Consider the following 15,173-nt stretch of genomic DNA (forward strand, 5'->3'; position numbering starts at 1 on the left):
CCGCCGACGCGTCCGACGCATCCGACGCGTCCGAAACGAACCGAGGAGGACCCGTGGGCTACGCCCATGACTACGCCAGCGCCATCCTGCACCGGGGCCGGGTGCCCATGGAGCCCGTCGACTTCGTGCCCGACTGGGCCGACCGCCCCCGCAAGGCGAAGTACTACCCGTACGCCGAGACCCTGCCGCTGCCCGCTCCGCCGGACGGCACCCCGCCGGGCCCGGGCCCGGCGGGCGGGTTCACCCTGCCGCTGCTGTCCGGGATGCTCCAGGACTCGTACGGGCTGACCGGGCGGCGCCTGGGCGTGCAGGCCAACACCGACCTGGCGGCGCTCCCCCACTACCCGCAGGCCAACTGGTCGCGGGGCACGGCCTCCGGCGGCGGTCTGTATCCCGTCGGCGTGTACTGGGCGGCCGGGGCCGGCGGGCCGCTCACCCCGGGCGTGTACCACTACGCCCCGCACCAGCACGGGCTGCGGCGGCTGCTGACCGGCGATGTCACCGGTGAGGTCCGCGAGGCCCTCGACGCCGGACCCGGCCGCCCCGAGGGGCCCCGCGCGGCCGGGCAGTACCTGCTGCTCAGCGTCAAGTACTGGCAGAACGCCTTCAAGTACAACAGCTTCTCCTTCCACGCCGTCAGCATGGACGTCGGTACGGTCCTCCAGACCTGGCGGCTGTGGGCGGCGGCCCACGGGCTGCGGATCGCGCCCGCGCTCTGGTTCGACGAGGAGCGGCTCGCCGGGCTGCTCGGGGTCCTCCCCGAGGAGGAGGGGATCTTCGCGGTCGTCCCGCTGGAGTGGGAGGGCGAGGACCGCGAGGCCCCGGCCGGACCGCCCCCGGCGCGGGTGTCCGTACGCCACCGGGACGCCGAACGCTCGCGTACCGTCCTGCCGTTCGAGACCCTGCGCCGGATCCACGGGGCCACCCTCGGCCGGGCCGCCGACCGTCCGGCGCCCGGCGCCCTCGACACGGCGGCCGCCTACCCGCCCCGGGGCGGGCAGCCCGTACCGCTGCCCGCCGCCGCGCCCGCGCCGATGGGTCCGGCGGCGGCGCTGCGGGCCCGGCGCAGCAGCTTCGGCCGCTTCGACGCGAGCCGGCCGCTCGGGGCGGCGCAGCTCGCGGCCGCCCTGGCCGACTGCGCGGCGACCTCGGCGGGCAGCGAGGCCGAACGCGCCGGGGGGCCGCCGCTCACCGCGCTGTACGCCTTCGTCAACCACGTCGAGGGCATCGCGCCCGGCAGCTACGCCTACGACCCGCGGGCCCACGCCCTGCGGCTGGTGGTCCCCGGGCCGCCCGGCCCGTTCCTCCAGCGCAACTACTTCCTGTCCAACTACAACCTGGAGCAGGCGGGCGCGGTACTGGTGCCGACGGTGCGCACCGGGGCGGTGCTCGACGCGGTCGGCGACCGCGGCTACCGCCTCGTCGGGGCCGCCGTCGGCGCGGTCGCGCAGACCTTCTACACGACGGCGGCGGCCCACGGGCTGGGTGCGGGCGTCGCGCTCGGCTTCGACAACGTCTCCTACGCCGAGCGGCTGGGCTTCGAGGACACCGACGAGGCCCCGCTGCTGGTGATGCTGCTGGGCCACGAACGGCCGCGGCCCGCCGACTTCCGCCACGAGATCGCCTGACCGGGCGACGAGAGAAGCAGGAAGACCAGGATGAACACCATCACCACCACCGCATGGCGGGCGGGCGAGCGCTTCATGCTGCGCGTGGCCGGCCTGCCGCTGGCCTCGGCCGACGCGCTGCGCTCGCAGGCCGTCCGCCGCTGGGCCGAGGACGTGCTGGCGGCCGAGGAGGCGCTGCGCGCGGACGCGCAGTGGCTGAGCGAGGTACTGCACCGGGCGGTCGCCGCGACCGACCCGGAGCCCGGGGGGTCGGACGCGGCCCGCCGGCGCGACCTGCTGCGGCTGCGCCGCCAGATCCACAACGGCAGGCTGCCCGCCGACGCGGAGTCCGCCCTGCGCCTCATGGACTCCCTCACCCCCACCCCGGAACCCGCCCCCGACTCCGACGCTCCCGCGCGGCTGGCCGGGTGGCTGGGGCGGCAGCGGGAGCTGGAGAAGCTGCTCGGCGAGGGGGAGCCGCTGCTCGCCGCCGATCTGCGGCGCGGCCGCGCGGCGTTGCGCGATCTGCTCGGGGACGAGCGGCTGCGGCACGGACTGCTGCTGGCCTCGCCGGTCCTCGAAGGGCAGCTGGACGCGTACGCGCAGGCCACCGCGCGGGGCGGGGAGCCGGGGGGCCGGGCCCGCAAGGCGGAGCGTTCGGTGCTCTCGTACCTGTACCGCACCGCCTGCAAGACGAGCCCCTTCAGCACCTTCACCGGGGTGGCCACCGGCCGCTTCACCCCGGGGACGGAGGCTCAGCCGGACGGGATCCGGGTCGAGGACGACTGGCGCAGCCACGTACGGCTGAACGTCGTGGTCCTGGCCCGGCTCGCCGAGCTGGTCCTCGCCGACCCGGTGCGCCGCCGCGACCTGCCGCTGCGGCCCGCCTCCGGCTGGGGGCAGGAGGACGACCGGATCCGTTACGTACGGCGTTCGGTGACGGCGGGCGACGACTCCGCGGCCGTCACCTTCGACGCGGTCAAGGACCGGCTGTTCTTCCTGCGCCGCAGCGGCACCCTGGAGCGGCTGTTGGCCCTGTTCGCGGAGCGCGCCGCTCAGGGCGGTGCGGCGGACCTGCGCCACGAGGAGGTCGCCGACTGGCTGGCGGCGGAGCACGCGGCGGGTCCGGCCGAGTGCGAGGCGTACATCGGGGCCCTGCTCCAGCTGGGCATGGTGCGGGTGCCGTGCCTGGACACCGAGGTGCACGGCGGCGATCCCGTACGGGCCTTCCAGCGTTCCCTGTCCGGGCTGGACCGGCCCTGGGCGGACGCCCTGGGGGCCCTCCTGGAGGAGCCCGCCCGGATCCTGGAGCGCTACCCGGACGCGGGGCGGGCCGAGCGGGCGGAGCTGCTGCGCGCGCTGCGCTCCGGACTGCGCCGGGTGTGGGCCGAGTTGGGGGCTCCCGCGGACGCGGCGCTGCCGCAGACGCTGGTCTACGAGGACGTGAGCGCGGGCCGCGAGCTGGCCGCCCCGGAGCCCGCCTGGGCTCGGGCGGAGGGCGGGGGCGGTGCGCTGCGGTCGGTGGAGCGGATCCTGCCGGCCTTCGACCTGACGCTCGCCCAGCGCATCACCTTCGAGGGGTTCTTCACGGCCCGCTACGGGCAGGGCGGCCGCTGCGAGGACCTCCTCGGCCTGGTGCACGACTTCCACGAGGACTTCTTCGACCAGTACCTGTCCTTCACCGCGCGGCGGACGCCCTTCGACGCGCGGGGCGAGTACGTGCCCGAGGAGAACTGGCTCGGCCTGCCCGGCATCCGGGCCCTGGACGCGGCCCGGCGGGCCTTCGTCGGCCGGATGCGGGAGCACTGGGCGGCGTACGAGGAGCACGGCGGCGAGGGCGAACTGCGCCTGACCGAGGAGGACGTGGAGCGGGTGGCGGACGAACTGGAGCCGGTGGTACCGGGGTTCGTCCCGCGCTGCCACCACGTCCAGCTCGCCCGCGACCCGGCCACCGGCGAGCAGCTGACCGTCCTGAACCGCTCCTACGGCGGACTGTCCTTCCCCTTCAGCCGGTTCACCCACGTCTTCGAAGAGGAGGAGGCAGAGGACGGCGGCGTCCGGCCCGGCCTCGACGGGCTGCTGCGCGCCGGCGCCCTGGAGACCACCCCGCCCGGCGCGGTCCTCGCGGAGGTCACCGGCGGGCCGGTCACCACCAACCTGAACCTGCACGGGCGGCTCACCGAGTACGAGATCGTCTGCCCGGGCGAGAGCGGCACCCTGCCCGAGGACCGGCTGCTGCGCCTGGACGACCTGTACGCGGAGCACGTCCCGGACACCGGCCGGGTGGTGCTGCGCTCGCGGCGGCTCGGGGTGGAGGTGATCCCGGTGTACCTGGGCTACCTGGTGCCGCTCGCGCTGCCCGTCGTACCGCGCACGCTGCTGCTGCTCTCGCCGTCCTCGATGTCCCCGCTGGACGTGTGGGCGGGGGTGCCGGACGGTGTGGCGCACGGCGGGGTCACCACCCGGCCCCGGGTGGTGCACGGGGACCTGGTGCTGAGCCGGCGCAGCTGGATCACCACGGCGGGCGAACTGCCCGTGCGCGGGGCGCGGGAGGCCGCGCACTTCCTGGAGTGGCAGCGCTGGCGGCGGGCGCACGGGCTGCCGGAGCGGGTGTTCGCGACCGTGTCGGCGGGTCCGTCGGCACTGGGCGCCAAACCGCAGTACGTGGACTTCGCGAGCCTGCTCTCGCTGGCGGCCTTCGAACCGCTGCTGCGCGAGCCCGGACACCGGGTGGTGTTCCGCGAGATGCTCCCGGACCCGGACGCCCCGGGCGTCCCGTACGCCCGCTCGGCGCGCGGCGCGCACGTCGCCGAACTGGCCGTCGAAACCTTCACGACCACCACCACCCACGCTTGCACCCCGATCCCGGAGGGCGGTACCCGATGTCAGAGCTGAGCGCGAACGCGCGGCGCGGCGCGTGGCAGGCCGTGCACATCTTCTACGCCGCCAACCCGCAGCCCCTGCTGGTGAACTGCGTGCGCCCGCTGATCGCCTCGCTCACCGCGGACGGTCTGCTGGCGGGGCACTTCTTCATCAACTACTGGCTGGAGGGGCCGCACGTCCGGCTGCGGCTGCGGCCGGCGAGCCCGGCGGCCGCCGACGAGGTGCGCCACCGCACGGAGGAGGCCGTCGCGGCCTTCCTGAAGGCCAGACCCGCGCTGTACGAGGTGGACTCCGGCTTCCTCAACGAGTTCTACAACACCCTCTTCGACATCGAGTTCCCCGAGGGCGACCGGGCCGCCTTCATGGGCCCCGACGGCCGTATGAACCTGCGCCCCAACAACTCCTGGTCCTACGAGCCGTACGAGCCGGAGTACGGCAAGTACGGCGGCCCGGCCGGGGTCGAGCTCGCGGAGTGGCACTTCGCGCACTCCAGCGACCTGGTGATGGACGCCCTGGGCGGGATGAACCTGCACCTGCGGACCGTACTGCTGGGCACCTCCGCCCAGTTGATGATGGTGATGGCCGGGGTGTTCCTGCCCGGCCGGGAGGAGCTCGGCGACTACCTGGACCGCTACTACCGGTTCTGGCACCAGGCCTTCCCCGGCACCGGCTTCATCGGCTCGGCCGAGTACGACCGCAGCTACGAGCAGACCGGACCCGGCCTCGGACGGCGCTTCGCCGGCGTCCTGGAGGCGCTCGGCTCCGGGGAGACGGGCAGGCTGCCCGGCTTCCTCGCCGGCTGGGCCGAGCACTGCCGGGAGCTGCGGCGGCGGGCCGAGTTCCTCGCCATGAGCGGGGAGCTGGTGTTCCGGTCCTGGGACGGGAGCCGTGACGAGCGGGTGACGGATCCGGCGGTGGCGCTGCCGCTGCTCCTCTCGCCGTACATGCACATGACCAACAACCGGCTGCACGTGACGATCCGGGACGAGGCCTACCTCGCCCACCTCCTGGGCCGGGTGCTGCGGGAGCAGCTGGGCGCGGGGGCGGCCGGGGGCTCCGGGGCGGCCGGGGTGGTCGGGCCGTGACCACCGGGATGCTGGAGCACCGGCCGGCGCTGCGCCCCGGGATCCTGCTGTCGCCGCCGCTGCTGAACGGCCCGGCCGTGGTGCACCTGGTCAAGGACCCGGTGTCCGGGGCGTCCTTCGAGATCGGGCCGAAGGAGTACTTCCTGCTCTCGCGCCTGGACGGCTCGCGCAGTCTCGCGGAGATCGGCGAGGCGTACGGGGCGGCCTTCGGGCGCCGCCTGGGCGAGCGGAACTGGCAGCAGCTGCTCGGGCTGCTCGGATCCCGGCGCCTGCTCGCGGGCGGCCCGGCCCCCGAGCCGGCGGCGGGCCCGGGGCCGCAGCGCACCGGGACCCTGCTGCGCGGAACGCTGCGGCTGGTCGCCGATGCCGATGCCACCACGGCGCGGCTGCACCGCCTGCTGCGGCCGGTCCTGCGGCCGGTGGTGCTGGGCGCGCTGCTCCTCGTATGCCTGGCCATGGAAGGGGTGCTGGCGGCCTCGGCTGGCGAACTCCTGCGGGATCTCGGGTGGTTGCTGTCGCGGCCGGTACCGCTGCTGGCCGTGGCCACGCTGCTGTGGCTCAGTACCGCCCTGCACGAGTTCGCGCACGGGATCGCCGCGCGCCATGTCGGGGGAACCGTGGGGGAGATCGGGCTGCGCTGGCGGCTGCCCGTCGTGATCATGTACTGCACCGTGGACAACTACCGGTACCTGGCCCGGCGTCGGCAGCAGCTGGCCGTCGCCGGGGCGGGCGCCTTCGCCAACCTGCTCTTCCTGCTGCCCTTCCTGGGCTGGTGGGCGGCCCTGCCGGCCGGCGACCCCACGGGCCGGGTCCTGGGCGCGCTGCTGCTGCTCGGCAGCGCGCAGGCCCTGGTCAACCTGGTCCCGCTGCCCCCGCTCGACGGCTACACCCTGCTCGGGCACGCGCTGCGCGTGACCCGGCTGGCGCCGGCCAGCTCGCTGTACCTGCGGCTGCGGCTGCGCGACCGGGCCGCCGCGGCCGCGTACCCGGGGCGGGCCCGGCGGCTCTACCTGGCCTACGGGCTGGGTTCGGCCGCCCTGGTGCTGCTGCTCGCCGGGGCGGCGGTGACCGGCCTGGTCCTCGCCGTGCAGCCCCCGTGAAACGTCCCGACCGTCCTCCGCCGAACCGACCTCCCACCCGTCTTCGATCCGAGGGAACCGCACCGCCCATGACGACCGACCGCACCCCACCGCCCGACTCCCCCGACCGCGACGCCGACCCCGACGTCGCCGTCTCCGTCCAGCAGGTACGCAAGCGCTACGGCGACCGCCAGGCCGTGGACGGGATCTCCCTCGACGTGCGCCGCGGCGAGTTCTTCGGCCTGCTCGGCCCCAACGGCGCGGGCAAGACCACCCTCATCGAGATCGTGGAGGGCCTGCGCCGGGCGGACTCCGGCACCGTACGGGTCCTCGGCCGCAGCCCCTGGCCCCGCGACACGGCCCTGCTGCCCCGGATCGGCGTCCAGACGCAGGCCTCCGCCTTCTTCGTCCGCCAGACGGCTCGCGAGCACCTCGCCACCGTCGCCGGCCTGTACCGCAAGGACGCGGCGGCCGCGGACCGGACCCTGGCCACGGTCGGGCTGACCGAACAGCGCGACGTCCTCGTCGAGAACCTCTCCGGCGGCCAGCGCCAGCGCCTGGCGATCGCCTCGGCGCTGGTCCACGACCCGGAACTGATCTTCCTCGACGAGCCCACCGCCGCCCTCGACCCGCAGGCCCGCCGCGACCTGTGGGAGGTGCTGCGCACCCTCAAGAGCGAGGGCCGCACCATCGTCTACACCACCCATCACCTGGACGAGGCCGAGGCCCTGTGCGACCGGGTGGCCATCCTCGTCGGCGGCCGGGTCGCCGCCCTCGACTCCCCGCACCGGCTGGTCGCCGCCGCCGGGGCACCGGCGCGGCTGCTGGTCCCGGCCGGGCGGCTCGGCCTGGCGCAGGCCGCCGCCCTCGAAGGGGTGGACCGGGTCAGCGAGCAGGGCGGTTCGCTGGTCCTGGAGACCTCGGCGCCCGGCCGGGTGCTCCAGGCCGTCGACGCGCTGACCGGGCTGGACGGGGTGATGACCCGGACGGCCACCCTGGAGGACGTCTACCTGGAGCTGACCGGCCACTCCGGCCACCACCCCGGCGCCGCAGGCCCCGCAGACCCCGCAGACCCCGCCGGGCAGTCCGGCGCCCCCGCACACACCTCGGAGTTCCCGGCATGAGCGCGTACACGGCACTGACGGCCGCCGGCTACCGGGCCCAGGTCCGCGACAAGGCCACCCTCTTCTTCACGTTCGCCTTCCCCCTCCTCTTCCTCGTGGTCTTCGGCCTGATCTTCAGCGGCCAGGACGTGGAGCAGAGCGGCCGCCCGTACATCTCGTACATCGCGCCCGGCGTGATGTCCTGGGGCGTGGCCAACGCCGCCGTGTTCGGGATCGCCTTCACCCTGATGCAGTGGCGGCGCGACGACCTGCTGCGGCTGATCCGGCTCACCCCGACCCCGCTGACCACCGTGCTCGCCTCGCGCTACGTCCTGGCCCTGGTGATCGGCGTGGTGCAGGCCGCGGTGTTCGTCGCCGTCGCCATGCTGCCCGGGTTCGGGCTCGAACTGGACGGCCGCTGGCCGCTGGTGCTGCCGGCGCTGGTGGCGGGCATCACCGCCTTCATGGCGATCGGGGTGATCGTCGGCACGTACGCCAAGACGCCGGAGGCCGTCGCCGCCATCGCCAACTGCCTGATGGTGCCGATGGCCTTCCTGTCCGGTTCCTTCCTGCCGCTCGACATGATGCCGTCCTGGCTGCGGTCGTTCTCGCGGGTGCTGCCGCTGCGCTACCTCAACGACGCGGCGACCGGGGCGCTCACCGGCTCCGGTTCGCTCGCCGCGATCGGGATCGGGTGCGCGGCGCTGTGCGGGTTCGCCCTGCTGTTCGGCGCGATCGGGCTCAAGACCTTCCGCTGGAGCAACCAGTCATGACCACGACGAGCGCGCCGCAGGCCGTACGGGCCCTACGGGCCGAGGCCCCTGACGGCACCCCGATGGAGACGGCCCGCCGGGATCTGGAGCGGGAACTGCGCCGGTCGGGCGAGGGGCCGCGCGTGGTGACCCTGGGCGTGCACGACGCGCTCGGGCCGCGCGCCGCCGACCCGTTCGCCCCCGTACGGGCGGCCGCCACCGTCCACCTCACGGCGCGGGCCGTGCTGCTGGGCCCCTGGGGCGGCGACGGCACCGCCCCCGCCTGCGGGCAGTGCCTGGCCATGCGCTGGCAGCGGCTGCGCAGCCGCAGCGAACGCGACGCGCTGGAGACCGGGACCCGGCCGCCCACCGCCGTCGCCGCCGGCTGGCCCCGGCTGTCCCCGTACGCGCGGGACGCGGTGGCCGCCCTGCACTCCGCCCTCGCCTCGGGCTCGGCCACCGCGCCCGGGGCGGCGGCTGCCGACCGGGCGCTGCCGCAGGTGACCCGGCTGGACCTGGAGAGCCTCCAGGTGCGGACGTACCCGCTGGCCGCCGACCCGCTCTGCCCGGACTGCGGGCCGGGCGGCACCGATCTGCCCCGGCCCTTCGTCCCCGTCTCGCGGCCCAAGCCGGAGCCGGGTGCCCAGCGGCTGCGCGCGGCGTCCTCGTACCCGGTGCCGCGTGAGGCGCTGGCCAATCCGGTGACCGGGGTGCTCGGCGGGGGCACCTGGATCAACGTGACCTCGCCGACCACCGCCCCCGTCGCGGGCAGCGTCTTCATGCGCGGCTACGCGGGCCTCACGGACGTCACCTGGAGCGGGCAGGCCAACAGCTTCTCGGCCAGCCGCGACCTCGCCTTCCTGGAGGGGCTGGAACGGTACGCGGGCACGCACCGCCGCACCGGCACCTCGGTGCTCACCGCCTCGTACGCGGAGCTGGGCGGGCGGGCGCTGGACCCGGCGCGGTGCGGTCTGTACCCGGACGCGACCTACCGGGACGACCCGATGGTGTCGCCCTTCGACCCGGAGCGGCCGATCCCCTGGGTGTACGGGCATTCGCTGCGCGACGACCGTCCGGTGCTGGTCCCGCACCGGCTCGCCTACTACAGCGCGGGCCTGGCGGCGGACAACTTCGTCTTCGAGTGCTCCAACGGCTGCGCGATCGGGAGCTGTCTGGAGGAGGCGCTGCTCGGGGCGCTGCTCGAACTGATCGAGCGGGACGCGTTCCTGCTCGCCTGGTACGGGGGCCAGCGGCTGACGGAGATCGACCTGGACTCCGTACCGGGCCCGGCGGTCCGCACGATGGTCGACCGGGCGGCCCTCCAGGGCTACGACGTGCACGCCTTCGACAACCGCATCGACCTGGCGGTCCCCGTGGTCACCGGGCTGGCGGTACGGCGCGACGGCGGTCCGGGGCTGTACTCCTTCGGCGCGGGCGCGGCCCTCGACCCGGCGGCGGCGGTGGAGTCGGCGCTGTCGGAGGTGCTGACGTACATCCCGCACCTGCCCCGGCAGGTCGCCGAGCGGCAGGGTGAACTGGAGGCGATGACGCGGGACTTCGGGCGGGTCGAGCACCTGAAGGACCACGCCCAGCTGTACGGCCTGCCCGCGATGGCCCCGTACGTACGGACCTACCGGGAGCCCCTGTCCGTACGCCCGATGGCGGAGCTGTACCGGTCCTGGGAGGCGGGGGTGCGGCCGTCGACCGGTGATCTGCGCGACGATCTGCTGTTCTGCGTCGGGGAGTTGACGCGGGCGGGGCACGATGTGATCGTCGTCGACCAGAGCACGCCGGAGCAGCTGCGCATGGGGCTGCGGACGGTGTGCGCGATCGTGCCGGGGCTGCTGCCGATCGACTTCGGCTGGTCCCGGCAGCGGGCCCCGTACCTGCCCCGGCTGCGGACGGCCGCGCACCGGGCGGGACTTCGGGACGCGCCGCTGACGGACGCGGAGATCCGGCTGGTGCCGCACCCCTTCCCCTGAGCGGTGCGCCGAGCACCGGACGCGCCGGATGCCCCGGACCCCTGCGAAGGGGTCCGGGGCATCCCTGTGCGGCGCTGGGGTGTCAGGCGCTGCAGGAGGTGGTGCTGGTGGTCGAGGAACAGGTCGAGGTGGAGCTGCAGCTTGTGGAACCGGCGAGCACGACCTCGCTGGCGTCCGAGTAGTCGGAGATCTCGAAGGTCTCCGACTCCAGTTCCAGGATCTCGTCGGCGAGCGAGGCGAGCGGGGACTTCTCCATGGGGGGCTCCTTCAGTCGGTGCGGTCACTGCGCACCTCAAGGAGAACCCCCCGCGCCGTCATCTGACCCGCTCTCCCCCTGACACCCCGCTGACAGGAAGTGTCAGCGCCCTGAGACGTCCGGTTCCGGCCGGTGGCCGAGCATGGCCGTCATGACCGTCTCCGCCACGCCCGCCACGCCCGCCGGACTCCCCGCGCTCCTGCGGCCCCTGACGGCCTTCTACCTGGACCTGCACCGCCACCCCGAGCTGTCGGGCGGGGAGCGGCGGACGGCGGACCGGTTCGCGGGCTGGCTGGAGTCCGCCGGGTACGCGACCACGCGCGGGATCGGCGGGCACGGTGTGGCCGGGGTGCTGCGCCGGGGCGCGGGCCCGACGGTGATGCTGCGCGCCGAGCTGGACGCCCTGCCGGTACGGGAGACCACCGGCCTGCCCTACGCCAGCGAGGGCCCGGCGGCGCACGCCTGCGGGCACGACCTGCACCTGGCGGCGGCAGCCGGGGCCGCGTCCCTGCTGGCCGGGCCGGGCGCGCCGGACTGGCGGGGCACGCTCGTGGTGGTGGGGCAGCCCGCCGAGGAGACCTTGGAGGGGGCGCGGGCCATGCTGGCCGACGGCCTGTACGAGCGGACCGGGCGCCCGGACGTGGTCCTCGCGCAGCACTGCGCGCCGCTGCCGGCCGGGATGGTCGCGCACGGGTACGGGCCGATGACCGCCGGGAGCGTCACCTTCCGGGTCGTCGTGCACGGGCGCGGCGGGCACGCGGGGGCCCCGCAGCTGACGGTGGACCCGGTGGTGGCGGCCGCCCACGTGGTGACACGGCTCCAGACGGTGGTGTCGCGGGAGGCGGCGCCGTCGGAGCTGGTGGCGGTGACCGTGGGCTCGTTCCGGGCGGGCGAGCGGGCGAACGTCGTACCCGACCGGGCCGAGCTGGGGATCACCGTACGGGCCGCCGGTGAGGCGGCGCTGGCACGGGCGGCGGAGGCCGTCGAGCGGATCGTACGGGCCGAGTGCGCCGCGTCGGGCTGTCCGAGGGAGCCGGAGATCGTCCGGGAGAGCTCCTCCCCCGTCACCCACCCGGATCCGGCGACGACGGCGACGGTGCGGGAGGCCCATACGGCACGGCTGGGCGCGGAGCGGGTGGCGATGTGGCCGCCGTCCCTGGCCACCGAGGACTTCGGGCTGTTCGGTGACGCGGGCCGGTCCGTGCACGGCGCCGAGGGGGTGCGGCTGGCCTACTGGATGCTGGGGGCGATCGGGCCGGCGGCCTGGGCCGCGGCGCCCGGGGAGGGCGCGGCGGCGAAGCTCGCGGCCCTCCCCGCCAACCACGCCCCGGACTTCGCCCCCGACGTGCGTACGGCGCTGCCCGCCGGGGTGACCGCGCTGGCGGAAGCGGCCCTGGCCTGCCTGGACCGGCGCCGCTGAGCGCGGCCGCGGTTTCCCGGTGGGGCTTCCCGGTGGGGGTCAGAAGGGCCGGGTCGGCAGGTACTTGCCGTCGAGGGTGATGACGGCCCGCTCGCCGCCGTCGGGGTCGGCGACCTTCTTGACGTCCAGCTTGAAGTTGATGGCGCTGATGATGCCGTCGCCGAACTGCTCGTGCACCAGGGCCTTGAGGGTGGTGCCGTAGACCTGGAGCATCTCGTGGAAGCGGTAGATCGTCGGGTCCGTGGGGACGGAGCCGGGGATGGAGCCCCGGGTGGGGATGGTCTGGAGCCACATCGCGGCGTCCTCGTCCAGCTCCAGGAGCGTGGCGACGGCCTTCGCGGCGGCCTCGGGCAGCGGGTGCTGGCCGAGTACGGCGGCGGTGACGAAGGCGACGGACAGGCCGGTGGTGTCGGCGATCTCCTGCCAGGTGAGGTCCTTGCGGATCTTGGACTCGACCGCGGCGGCGGCGAGCTGCTCACGGACGGCGGGGGCGAACTGGGCGTGTGCCATGGGGAAGGGTTCCTCTCGAAAGGGGTGGTGCGGGTGGTTTCTCTTTTTTTGGGGGGAGGTTCAGGCGGCGAGCGTGACGCGGCTGCCCGCGGGGGCCAGCTGTTCGACGGCGCCGGTGGGGATGTCGTAGACCCAGCCGTGCAGGGTCACGGTCCGCCCGGCGAGGGCCCGGGCCACCGAGGGGTGCGTGGCGAGGTTGGCGAGCTGGGCGCGTACGTTCTCCCGTACCAGGGCGTCCAGGCCGGCGCCGGCCCCCGCGGTACGGGCCAGGGAGGCGTCCGCGTGGCGCAGCCAGCCGGCGACGGCGGGCGCGGCGCTGAGGTCGTGCCGCTCGGCGAGGGCGGTCATGGCCCCGCAGGCGGAGTGCCCGCAGACCACGATGTCGGTGACGCCGAGGACGGCGACCGCGTACTCGATGCTGGCGGCGACCCCGTCCGGGCCGGGCGTGTGGGCGGGGACGAGGTTTCCGGCGGTCCGGATGACGAACAGCTCGCCCGGCTCGCTCTGGGTGATGAGCTCCGGCACCACGCGGGCGTCGGAGCAGCCGATGAACAGTGCGGTCGGGCGGTGGGTCGAGGCCAGCTCGGCGAAGAGTTCCTCCTTGGCGGGGAACACCTCGCGCCGGAACCGCTCGAGGCCCTCGGTGAGATCGTGCACGGTCACTCCCGTTCTCTGGGATCCACCCCGTGGGGCTGACGTGTTCCACCATGCACGACCTGCACCTATAGCGTCCAAGACGTGCTGTCGATGAATTTCATCGATGGCATCTATAGTCGGTGCCATGGCCATGGAACTGCGTCATCTGCGCTACCTGCTCGCGGTCGCCGAGCAGCACAGCTTCACGCGCGCGGCGGAGGAGCTGCACATCTCCCAGCCCACCCTGTCCCAGCAGATCAAGCAGCTGGAGCGGATGGTCGGCGTGCCGCTGCTGGACCGCGGCGGCCGCTCGGTGCGCCTCACCGACGCCGGGGAGGCCTACGCCCACCACGCCCGGCGGGCGCTGCGGGACCTGGAGGCGGCCGAGCGGGCCGTCCACGACGTCGCCGACCTCTCCCGCGGCCATCTGCGCCTCGCCCTCACGCCCACCTTCACCGCGTACCTCCTCGGCCCCCTGCTCGCCGCCTTCCATGAGGCCCGTCCCGGCATCGGCGTCCAGGTGCGGGAGGCCCCGCAGGACCGCATCGAATCGGGGCTGCTGGCCGACGAGTTCGACCTCGGCATCGCCTTCCACGGACCGCACCTGCCGGGGATCGCCGCGACCCCGCTGTTCACCGAGCTCCTGACCCTGGTGGTCTCCTGCGCCCCCGGCCCGCCCGCCGCCGGGGCCGCGCTACCCGTGACGGAGCTGGCGGACCGCCGACTCGCCCTGCTCAGCGGGGACTTCGCCACCCGCGTGCACGTGGACGCGCATCTCGCGGCGCACGGGGTGCGCCCGCGCATCTCGGTCGAGGCCAATTCGGTCCAGGCCCTCACCGAGCTCGTCCGGCGCACCGGCCTGGCCACGGTCCTGCCCGAGGCCGTCACCGAAGAGCAGCCCGGACTGGCCCCGGTCCCCCTGGACCCGCCCCTGCCCCCGCGCACGGTCACCCTGCTGCGCCGCGACGGCGCGTACGAGAGCGCCGCCGCCCGCGCCTTCGCCGCCCTGGCCCACGAGTTGACCCGTACGCGCGGCTACGCCCCGCCGGTGCGACCCGCCGTCAGGTGATGCCGTAGCGCGGACCGACGAGGGCCCACCGGGCCGCGCCCCCGCGGATCGTCCGCCGGGCGCATCCCTTGCGCCCCCCATGGGACAGCGCCACTATCTCAACACGGCTGATCGGTACGAGAGAAGGAACAGCATGGTCCAGCACGGCACCACTCCACCCCCCGGCACACCCCGGCGGCGTACCGCCAACACCGTCGCGGCGGTCGTCCTCCTGGCGGTACTCGGCCTGTGCGTCGCGCTCGCGGTGGTCTTCGACGACAAGGGCTCCTCGTCGTCGGACTCCAAGGGCGGCGGGAAGAGCGGTTCGTGGCAGACCGGCGACTGCGGCGGCCCCGACCCCAAGGCCGCCCCGGACGGCTACCGCGCGCTCGACTGCTCGGACTCCGCCGCCACCTTCAAGGCCCTGGAGGTCACCTCGGCCGGGATCCTCCCCGGCTCGATCCAGTGCCCGGCGGGGACGGACGTGATGATCCGGGTCTCGGTGTCCTACGGCTCCTCCGGCAAGGACAAGAACAAGGGCGGCGGCATCCCGACCCACACCGTCTGCGGACGCAACCTCTCCGGCGACCACCCCGGCGACGCGGGCGCCGGCGGCGGGCAGCTGGTGAAGGGCGACTGCGTGAGCTCGACGGCCCAGGAGGTGGCCTGCGCGAGCGCGGGCTCGGGCGCCGTCAAGGTCCTGGACCTGGTCAAGGAGAAGGAGCAGTGCCCGTCCGGCACCACCGAGCCGATGGAACTGACCCTGTCGATCGGCCGGCCCTACGACGTGATCTGCGGCGGCTCCGTCTAGG

The 15,173-nt window shown here is 74.8% G+C and carries 13 protein-coding genes; 10 read left to right on the forward strand and 3 right to left on the reverse strand.

The genetic code is table 11. The features are described from left to right. Positions 1-53: 53 nt before the first annotated feature. The 7 genes from OOK31_RS01490 to OOK31_RS01520 all read left to right on the forward strand — a co-directional run bounded on the left by OOK31_RS01490 (position 54) and on the right by OOK31_RS01520 (position 10,491). Positions 54-1,628, forward strand: a complete 1,575-nt coding sequence (locus OOK31_RS01490) for a SagB family peptide dehydrogenase (RefSeq protein ID WP_267010467.1) — start codon at positions 54-56, stop codon at positions 1,626-1,628. A gap of 30 nt (positions 1,629-1,658) precedes the next feature. Beyond that, complete coding sequence (locus OOK31_RS01495) at positions 1,659-4,502, forward strand: lantibiotic dehydratase (RefSeq protein ID WP_267010468.1); 2,844 nt, start codon at positions 1,659-1,661, stop codon at positions 4,500-4,502. Next, a complete protein-coding gene (locus tag OOK31_RS01500) occupies positions 4,490-5,575 on the forward strand; it encodes a lantibiotic dehydratase C-terminal domain-containing protein (protein WP_267010469.1) in 1,086 nt (361 codons plus the stop codon). The genes OOK31_RS01495 and OOK31_RS01500 overlap by 13 nt, the downstream gene beginning before the upstream one ends. Before the next feature lie 8 nt (positions 5,576-5,583). Then, a complete protein-coding gene (locus OOK31_RS01505; protein ID WP_267011794.1) occupies positions 5,584-6,675 on the forward strand; it encodes a M50 family metallopeptidase in 1,092 nt (363 codons plus the stop codon). 68 nt (positions 6,676-6,743) lie between these two features. Then, positions 6,744-7,778 (forward strand): ABC transporter ATP-binding protein, encoded by a 1,035-nt coding sequence (locus OOK31_RS01510; RefSeq protein WP_267010470.1) that lies wholly within the window; start codon positions 6,744-6,746, stop codon positions 7,776-7,778. Beyond that, positions 7,775-8,530: an ABC transporter permease gene (locus OOK31_RS01515; protein WP_267010471.1), complete on the forward strand. Its 756-nt coding sequence runs from the start codon at positions 7,775-7,777 to the stop codon at positions 8,528-8,530. The genes OOK31_RS01510 and OOK31_RS01515 overlap by 4 nt, the downstream gene beginning before the upstream one ends. A gap of 62 nt (positions 8,531-8,592) precedes the next feature. After that, positions 8,593-10,491 (forward strand): TOMM precursor leader peptide-binding protein, encoded by a 1,899-nt coding sequence (locus OOK31_RS01520; protein WP_267011795.1) that lies wholly within the window; start codon positions 8,593-8,595, stop codon positions 10,489-10,491. Between the two features lie 82 nt (positions 10,492-10,573). On the opposite strand, the gene OOK31_RS01525 is transcribed toward OOK31_RS01520, so the two are convergent. Beyond that, entirely contained in the window at positions 10,574-10,747 is a 174-nt protein-coding gene (locus tag OOK31_RS01525; protein WP_007268044.1) for a thiazolylpeptide-type bacteriocin, read from the reverse strand. 151 nt (positions 10,748-10,898) lie between these two features. Here OOK31_RS01525 and OOK31_RS01530 point away from each other — a divergent pair, with 151 nt between their 5' ends. Next, the gene (locus OOK31_RS01530; protein ID WP_267010472.1) at positions 10,899-12,167 is read left to right on the forward strand and encodes an amidohydrolase; all 1,269 of its coding nucleotides are present in this window, start codon (positions 10,899-10,901) and stop codon (positions 12,165-12,167) included. Between the two features lie 39 nt (positions 12,168-12,206). Here OOK31_RS01530 and cynS read toward each other — a convergent pair whose 3' ends face one another. Both cynS and OOK31_RS01540 read right to left on the reverse strand, forming a co-directional pair. Next, entirely contained in the window at positions 12,207-12,677 is a 471-nt protein-coding gene (cynS, locus tag OOK31_RS01535; RefSeq protein ID WP_267010473.1) for a cyanase, read from the reverse strand. A 60-nt stretch (positions 12,678-12,737) separates the two neighbouring features. Continuing rightward, positions 12,738-13,334 (reverse strand): carbonic anhydrase, encoded by a 597-nt coding sequence (locus tag OOK31_RS01540; RefSeq protein ID WP_267010474.1) that lies wholly within the window; start codon positions 13,332-13,334, stop codon positions 12,738-12,740. Positions 13,335-13,458: 124 nt separating this feature from the next. Here OOK31_RS01540 and cynR point away from each other — a divergent pair, with 124 nt between their 5' ends. Together cynR and OOK31_RS01550 are read left to right on the forward strand one after the other, a co-directional pair. Next, positions 13,459-14,382 carry a transcriptional regulator CynR gene (cynR, locus tag OOK31_RS01545; RefSeq protein ID WP_267010475.1) on the forward strand — a complete coding sequence of 308 codons (924 nt, stop codon included), beginning with the start codon at positions 13,459-13,461 and terminating at the stop codon, positions 14,380-14,382. Positions 14,383-14,515: 133 nt separating this feature from the next. Further along, positions 14,516-15,172 carry a hypothetical protein gene (locus tag OOK31_RS01550; RefSeq protein WP_267010476.1) on the forward strand — a complete coding sequence of 219 codons (657 nt, stop codon included), beginning with the start codon at positions 14,516-14,518 and terminating at the stop codon, positions 15,170-15,172. Position 15,173: the final 1 nt, after the last annotated feature.

This window comes from Streptomyces sp. NBC_00249 (assembly GCF_026342355.1).
Taxonomy (GTDB): domain Bacteria; phylum Actinomycetota; class Actinomycetes; order Streptomycetales; family Streptomycetaceae; genus Streptomyces.

What these genes read in the sequence shown, in the direction of transcription:
- OOK31_RS01495 (WP_267010468.1), top strand. Translation starts at nt 1,659, where the DNA reads ATGAACACCATCACCACCACCGCATGGCGGGCGGGCGAGCGCTTCATG.
- OOK31_RS01550 (WP_267010476.1), top strand. Translation starts at nt 14,516, where the DNA reads ATGGTCCAGCACGGCACCACTCCACCCCCCGGCACACCCCGGCGGCGT.
- cynR (WP_267010475.1), top strand. Translation starts at nt 13,459, where the DNA reads ATGGCCATGGAACTGCGTCATCTGCGCTACCTGCTCGCGGTCGCCGAG.
- OOK31_RS01515 (WP_267010471.1), top strand. Translation starts at nt 7,775, where the DNA reads ATGAGCGCGTACACGGCACTGACGGCCGCCGGCTACCGGGCCCAGGTC.
- cynS (WP_267010473.1), bottom strand. Translation starts at nt 12,677, where the DNA reads ATGGCACACGCCCAGTTCGCCCCCGCCGTCCGTGAGCAGCTCGCCGCC.
- OOK31_RS01530 (WP_267010472.1), top strand. Translation starts at nt 10,899, where the DNA reads ATGACCGTCTCCGCCACGCCCGCCACGCCCGCCGGACTCCCCGCGCTC.
- OOK31_RS01510 (WP_267010470.1), top strand. Translation starts at nt 6,744, where the DNA reads ATGACGACCGACCGCACCCCACCGCCCGACTCCCCCGACCGCGACGCC.
- OOK31_RS01505 (WP_267011794.1), top strand. Translation starts at nt 5,584, where the DNA reads ATGCTGGAGCACCGGCCGGCGCTGCGCCCCGGGATCCTGCTGTCGCCG.
- OOK31_RS01525 (WP_007268044.1), bottom strand. Translation starts at nt 10,747, where the DNA reads ATGGAGAAGTCCCCGCTCGCCTCGCTCGCCGACGAGATCCTGGAACTG.
- OOK31_RS01520 (WP_267011795.1), top strand. Translation starts at nt 8,593, where the DNA reads ATGGAGACGGCCCGCCGGGATCTGGAGCGGGAACTGCGCCGGTCGGGC.
- OOK31_RS01500 (WP_267010469.1), top strand. Translation starts at nt 4,490, where the DNA reads ATGTCAGAGCTGAGCGCGAACGCGCGGCGCGGCGCGTGGCAGGCCGTG.